At 57.6% G+C, this 6,675-nt stretch carries 6 protein-coding genes; 1 reads left to right on the top strand and 5 read right to left on the bottom strand.

Going from position 1 to position 6,675, the window contains the following annotated elements:
* A partial coding sequence (locus tag F8I07_RS10000) for an endonuclease MutS2 (protein ID WP_292659152.1) occupies positions 1-1,776 on the bottom strand: 1,776 nt, incomplete at its 3' end.
* 265 nt (positions 1,777-2,041) lie between these two features.
* Between F8I07_RS10000 and F8I07_RS09995 the strand changes: the two genes are divergently transcribed.
* On the top strand, positions 2,042-2,461 hold the full coding sequence (locus F8I07_RS09995; RefSeq protein WP_292659149.1) for a hypothetical protein: 420 nt from the start codon (positions 2,042-2,044) through the stop codon (positions 2,459-2,461).
* 66 nt (positions 2,462-2,527) lie between these two features.
* On the opposite strand, the gene murC is transcribed toward F8I07_RS09995, so the two are convergent.
* The 4 genes from murC to F8I07_RS09975 form a co-directional block, all read right to left on the bottom strand.
* The gene (gene murC, locus F8I07_RS09990; protein WP_292659147.1) at positions 2,528-3,850 is read right to left on the bottom strand and encodes a UDP-N-acetylmuramate--L-alanine ligase; all 1,323 of its coding nucleotides are present in this window, start codon (positions 3,848-3,850) and stop codon (positions 2,528-2,530) included.
* Positions 3,851-4,081: 231 nt separating this feature from the next.
* The gene (locus F8I07_RS09985) at positions 4,082-4,705 is read right to left on the bottom strand and encodes a hypothetical protein (RefSeq protein WP_292659145.1); all 624 of its coding nucleotides are present in this window, start codon (positions 4,703-4,705) and stop codon (positions 4,082-4,084) included.
* 69 nt (positions 4,706-4,774) lie between these two features.
* Positions 4,775-5,905, bottom strand: a complete 1,131-nt coding sequence (locus tag F8I07_RS09980) for a succinyldiaminopimelate transaminase (RefSeq protein ID WP_292659142.1) — start codon at positions 5,903-5,905, stop codon at positions 4,775-4,777.
* 216 nt (positions 5,906-6,121) lie between these two features.
* Positions 6,122-6,675: D-alanyl-D-alanine carboxypeptidase/D-alanyl-D-alanine-endopeptidase (locus F8I07_RS09975; protein WP_292659140.1), on the bottom strand; the 554-nt coding region annotated here is incomplete at its 5' end.

The raw sequence follows: 6,675 nt of genomic DNA, 5'->3' as shown, positions 1-6,675 counted from the left end.
CGGTTCCCGGAGCTTCGCCCGGTTTTTGTGGCGGTGGGCTTCGTTGAGCAGGCGACGGGCCTCGGCGTTCTCCGTCTTTTTGAGCGCTGCCAGGGCCCGTTTGGTCGCCGCGTTGTAGCGATTTTCCAGGGTCGCCAGGACTTTGCGCTGCTCTTCGCGCATCTTCTCCTCCAGCTCCCGCAGCCGCGCCTCTTTGCGGCGAATCTCCTCGGTACTCTGCTCCAGCTCGGCGATCCGGGAGCGCATCTGCGCCTCCAGGCGGGTGGAGTGCTCGATCAACTCGTTGAGCCGCTCCTTGTCCTCCCCAAAGAGCTCCCTCGCCTTGGCCACAATCGACCGGGGGATCCCGTAGCGCTCGGCGGTCTCGAAGGCGTAGCTCTTGCCGATGGTCCCCTCCAGGTAGGTAAAGGTGGGCCGGCGCCGCTCCTCGTCATAGAGGGCCGCGATGAGCTCCACATCCTCCTCCCCCGCCAGGAGGGAGGCCAGGCGTTTGTGGTGGGTCGTCACGACGAAGGTCATCTCCCGCGCTTTGAGCTCCTCCAGCAGGACCCGAAAGAGACTCGCCGCCTCGTCGGCATCGGTTCCCAGCTCGATTTCATCCACCCCCACCAGCGCCTCCCGCTCCCGGAAGAGCCGGGAGAACTCCAGCATCCGCCCGGCGAAAGTGGAGATGTCGTTCTTGACCGACTGGGGATCGTCGATGATCGCCTCGATGTCGCGATAGTGGCTGACCTTGGTTTCGGCGGCGTTGCATCGGAAGGGGAGCAGATAGCGGCTCATCCAGACCGCCGAGAGGATCGACTTGAGCAGCATGGTCTTTCCCCCGGCGTTGACCCCGGTGATCAGGACGATGGGGCGGCGGATATCGATGCTCACCGGCACCGGGTTGTCCAAGGCGGGATGGGCAAACTCCCGCAGGATCACCTCCCGTCCCTTGCCCGGCAAGACAAACTCGTAATCCTTCGCCCGGGCGAAACGGACCCGCGCCTGATAGTGGTCGAAGCGGTCAAACTGTCGGTCCAGATAGCGCAAAAAGCGCTCCCAGCGGTGCAAAACCTGTGAAAACTCCCGGGCGTAGCGCCAGTGGATCGCCTCCCGACGACTCAGCAGCTCCGACTCCCGCTCCTTGAGGGAACGGACCTTTTCGGGGATCACGTAGAAAAAGCCTCCGGAGCTGCGTCCCACCACCGTGGCCTTGAGCACCGAAGAGAAGCCGCCCCGCACCAGCAGGGCTTCTTCGCCGTTCTGCAGATGAAGCTGCTGATCCACCAGATAGTCCCGCAGGCGCTCGGAACGGGTCAGGCCGTAGAGGGTCTCCCGGATCGCCTCCCGGTTCCGGCGCAGTGCTTCGGCGATGTCGGCCAGCTCCGGCTCCTTCTCGGGATTAAGCTCCCCCTCATCGGTGAAGAAGCTGCCGATCTGCGCCACCTCTTCGGGAACCTCGATCTCGGCGATCCAGCTCCCCGCCGGCTCGGGCAGGCCCATGGCCCGCAGGCGGTTGAAGTAGCGGATCATCCGGATAAAATCGAAGATCTCCTCCAGCCCCAGCACCCCCTGCTTCTCCAGGCGCATCAGCCGATCCGTCAGCTCCGGCACCTGGGGAGGCTCGGGGATCTCCGCCTTGGAGAGGGCGGTGATGAAACGGTGATGCAGATGGGTATCCCCCTCCATCGCCACCGGCTTGGGCCGGGCGAAAAAGGAGCTGAAGGATTGGAGGTAGTCGTTGAGATCGAGTTTTTCGGGGAGTTTTCCGAAGTCTATGCCTTTTTTTTTCACAATCCTCTATCTCCCTCTTTTGCTTAATGTCAACTGCCAAAAAAAAGAATTCATTAAAATCCCTAAGATCGTCACGTTTGATTCTCGGATTATAGCATTCACTCAAACTGATTATGTATCAAAAAGTTCAGCCAATAGATGCAGCTTAGAAAATATATTTGCAAATGGCTAGATTATCTATATAATATAAAATCAAAGCATATATTGGCCAGCACATCATATACTGACTGGATGGCTGGGATAACCATGAAGGAGGATCGATGAAATGAAAAAAGAATGGGAATATATGATTTCACCTACTGAAATATATTTCACCAAAGATTTTCGCTTCCCACTGAATGCCGTTATGCAGATCACCCTGGATCGAGCCCCCAGCGGAACTATTCAGATTGTCGCAGGAGCGGCACTGATCTTTCTTGCACTTGCTATCGGAGGATTCGACCTCTCCCCTACACTGTTATTTATTTTCATCGCCGGTCTTGGTCTTATCGGATGGGGTATTTACACGGGGCGGGCCTATCAGGTGGGTTTTGTCATTCTCAAAGATCCCAAATGGTATGAAAAGACATTCGTTTCCGTCCTGAAAACACACTCCAGGACAGAGGCAGAAAAAAAACTGGAAGAACTCCATGATGAGTTGGCTAAAAATGGTAGAGAAAAAGTCCGCATTGTTCGTCTAATATGACCCATGGTGGGGTAAGGCCATTTTCCTTTTCGCCTCCTCAAGAAATATCAACTTCCTTCCAGACGTCTATCGTATTCCCCGAATCTGATACGTAATATCCCCCGCTCCGAAGGCGGTGATCAGCCCCTCGCGGAACTCCCGCATCACCTGCCCCTTCTCGTCCAGGATCTTGACGATGCCGTCTTCGCGGGTGATCCGCTGGGCCATGATCGGCTCGTAGCGGCTGAAGGCCCCTTTGAGGTCGATGGGGATCTCCAGTTCGCCGGCGGACCAGATGGGGAGGATCACCAGCTCGTCCACCCCTTCGAAACACTCGACGAAGCCTTTGAGGTTGTCTAAGGTCCGGGTGTATTTGTGGGGCTGCCAGATCACTTTGAGGCGGGAGAGATCCCGCATTTGCTGAAAGGTTTTCAGCGCTTTGAGCGTCGCGGCGATCTCGGTGGGATGGTGGCCGTAGTCGTCGATGACGACACACTCCGCATCGTTCTGGATGATATCGAAACGCTTTTTGATCCCCCGGTAGTTTCGCAGACGCTCCCGCAGGGCCTCGGGCACCTCCCCCAGCTCCATCGCCGCCCGGATCGCCAGGGCCGCATCGAGGGCGATATGCTCCCCGAAGCCGAAGACTTCAAAAGACCCGACTCCCCGCAGGGTAAAGCGGGTGTGGGGTTCACCTTCCACCAAGACAAACTCGATAGCTTCGAGATCTTTGGAAGGGTAGAGATAGGTCGAAGGAAGCGCCTCTCCCAGCGAAGCCAGGAAAGGATCCTCCCCGTTGAGGACCCGGATCTCGGCCAGCTCCAGGAATTTCCGGTAGGCGTTGTAAAAGCGAGTCTCATCGTATTCGTAATACTCCATATGTTCCGGTTCGACATTGGTGACAATCGCCAGGCGGGGATTGGAGTTGAGAAAGCTCTCGTCGCTCTCGTCCGCTTCGAAGACCACCCGGTCGTTGGGAGCACTGCGGACATTGGAACCGAACTGCTTGCTAATGGCCCCGATGAGGGCGTTGGTCTCGGGCAGAAGTGCCGCCAGCATGGCCGAGGTGGTGCTCTTGCCGTGGGCCCCACCAACGGCGTAGACCTCCTTGTCCGCCAGAATGAACTTCAGCGCCTCCTTGCGGCTGAGCAACTCGATCCCCAGCTCCTTGGCCCGCTGATACTCCACATTGCTGGGGCGTACCGCCGCCGAGTAGATCACCCGGTCCGCCCCCTCCACCGCGTCGGGGTGGTGGGGGATGGTGATCTTGGCCCCGTAGTTGAGCGCCAGATCATCGGTGATCTCGCTCTGGCGCATGTCACTCCCGCTGATGCTGTGCCCCCGCCCCGCCAGAAACTTGGCCAACGCCGAAAGCCCGATCCCGCCGATGCCGATGAAATGGATTTTCATAGCGCCTCCGGCCTGCTGCCGGAGGCAGCGTTATTGGTATATTGGTTATTGGTTATTGGGGGCAGGGCTGACGCCCTGTATGGCGGGAATAAATTCCCACTTCCATAAAAAACGCGTCGCAAAGCGACGCCCCAAAACTCCTCACTCCTCACTCTTCACTCCTCATTCTCTTTCAGATATCAAAGCACTGCAAAGCAGTGCCAACCAAAACCATTCACCATTCACCATCAACTATTCACCCGTCGTTTTGCTGTTCTCCTCCATTTTCGCCAGCAGCGCCTTCCCTTCGGCGACTTCTTTGGCAAACATCTGCAGGAGAATATCCTGGGGCTGGACGAAGCTGGTGATAAAAAAGGCGCTCGCATCATTGGGATCGATCGACTTCACATCCGCCAGATTCTCGATGAAGCTGTCAAAATCGTGCCCCGCCGCCACGGCGGCCGCGTGGATCATCATGGCGTCACGCAGCTCCTCTTCGGTGATGAGATAGTAGAGAATCAGAAAGATCTCTCTGGCCCCTTTCTGATCGTTTTCACTGTAGCGCTGGATCCCGTGTTCATAGACCGCCCTCGCCGTCGCCCACTGCTCGGGATCGCTCATATCGAAACGCCCCCCTTCGCTCAGGGTCTGGGAGAGCCGGTCGAAGGCTTCGTTGACGATGAAGGTGAAGAGCTCGTTGATCTCCTCCTGCTCCGCCTCCATCAGCAGCTTGGCATCCAGGAGCTGATACCCTTTGGCGATGGAGCGCTGGGCCCGCATCTCCTTCTCCAGCAGTTTCAGATTCTCCTGAAACTGAGGGTCGTTTTTCAACGCCTCCAGATCGATCGCCTCGTCGTTGTTGTTCTCAGTATTCATTGTATTCCTTCCTCTTCATTCAGATTCGTGTTGCAAAGCAACACCCCATAATCCAACATCCAAAATCCATCATCCAAAATCTCGCCGAAAGGCGGCCACTCTCTCCAGCGCCTCCCGCATCGGCGCCTCTTCGTAGACCAGCGCCAGACGGACATAGCCTTTGCCCACCCCGTTTCGGCCCAGGAAGGAGCCGGGCAGGACTTTTAGATTATAGCGTCGATAGAGCTCCCGGGTAAAGGCCAGCTCATCCCCGACCTCCATCCAGATATAGAAGGTCGCCTCGGGAGGCTCCACCCCCAGGATTTCCCCGGCCAGCTCAAAGTTGCGGCGGTACTTGCGACGGAAACCCTCCACATGCTCCTGATCCTCCCAGGCCTTAGCCGCCGCCCGCTGCAGCGGCAGCGGGGAGGCGCAGCCCACGTAGGTACGGTAGCGCAGATACGCCTCCAGTACTTTTCGGTCCCCGGCGATAAATCCGCTGCGCAGCCCCGGAGCGCTGGAGCGTTTGGAGACGGAGTTGATCACCAGGACGTTATGAAACTCCGGGTTGCCTGCGGCAATACTCGCCTCCAGCAGAGAGGGGAGAGGACGCTCGAGCCAGAGATCGATATAGCACTCGTCGTTGAGCAGCAGGAAATCGTGCTTTTGGGCCAGCTGCACCCAGGCCTGCATCTGTGTGAGAGGCATCACCGAAGCGGTGGGGTTGTTGGGGGTGTTGAGGATCACCAGATCACAGCGGGAGAGGAGCGATTCGTCCATGGGAGGCTGAAAGCCGTTCTCCGGGGTCAGATCCAGATGAACAATTTTGGCCCGGCTGGCGATCGCTGCCCCCTCGTAGATCTGGTAGAAGGGGTTGGGAAAGGCCATGATCGGATCGGACTTGTCGTGCAGATAGAACTGGGGAAAGTTGAAGAGAAGCTCCCGGGTCCCGAAACTGGGGATCAGCTGATCCATCCCCAGCTCCAGCCCGAAACGCTGCCGCAGATAGCTCAGCATCGCCTCTTTGAGATACTCTTCTCCCGCGGTCTTGGGGTATTTGTTGAGCAGCGCCGCCGCGTCGCAGAGCTCCCGCCGGATAAACTCCGGTGTCTCGAACTGAGGCTCCCCGATGGTGAGGCTCATAGGTGTATAGTCGCCGTTGGGCGTCACATCTGCCAGTAGCTGAGTCAGTTTTTCGAACGGGTAGGTTTCAAACTGCATTTTTTTCCTTGGGGAGAAAATCGGAAACTAGTAACTAGAAATTAATGGTTGATCAATTGAGCTCTCTGAAAAACCTAAGAGTTACGCTTACGTCATCCTGAACTTGATTCAGGATCCACGGTTTAATGGGTATTCAAAGCCCTGGATTCCGGGTCAAGCCCGGAATGACGGTTGTTTTACAGAACACTCAATTCTTCATTCCTCGTTCCTCATTCCTCATTTGTTTTTGACGATCCACTCCAGAATCTGATTTTCCAACAGGGCGCCTTTCCAGCGTTCAGGACCGTTGTAGAGAATCACGACGATGTAAAGTTTACCGGAGCGTCCTTTGACGTAGCCGGCGATGTTTTTGGCGTCTTTGAGGGTCCCGGTCTTGACCCAGGCGCGACGACGGACGGGAGAGTTTCGGAAGCGCCGCTTGACCGTCCCGTCCATCCCGGCGATCGCCAGGGTTCCCATCCAGGTCCAGGCGTAACGCCGGTGGGCATCTTCCAAAAGGCGGTGCAGCGCCCTCGCCGTGGTCCGGGTGCGGCGGCTGAGACCGCAGCCGTTGTCCAGGATCGTCTCCTCACCCAAAATTCCTCGGGCTCCCAGGATCTCCCGGACCGCCTTGCGCCCTTTGGCCTCGGTGGCCGGGGCTCCGAAACGTTTGGCCCCCAGGAGGAGAAAAATGTGGCGGGCATAGAGGTTGTTGGAGCGCTTGTTGGTCTTGGTGACGATCTGCAGCAGGGGACGGGAGTAGTGGGTCAGCAAAGGCCGGGCCCCGGCGG

Origin of the sequence: Nitratifractor sp., assembly GCF_015487065.1 — a bacterium.
Taxonomy (GTDB): Bacteria; Campylobacterota; Campylobacteria; order Campylobacterales; family Sulfurovaceae; genus Nitratifractor.
Note: the sequence above shows the minus strand (reverse complement) of the source record. Positions and strands in the feature narration are given on the sequence as shown.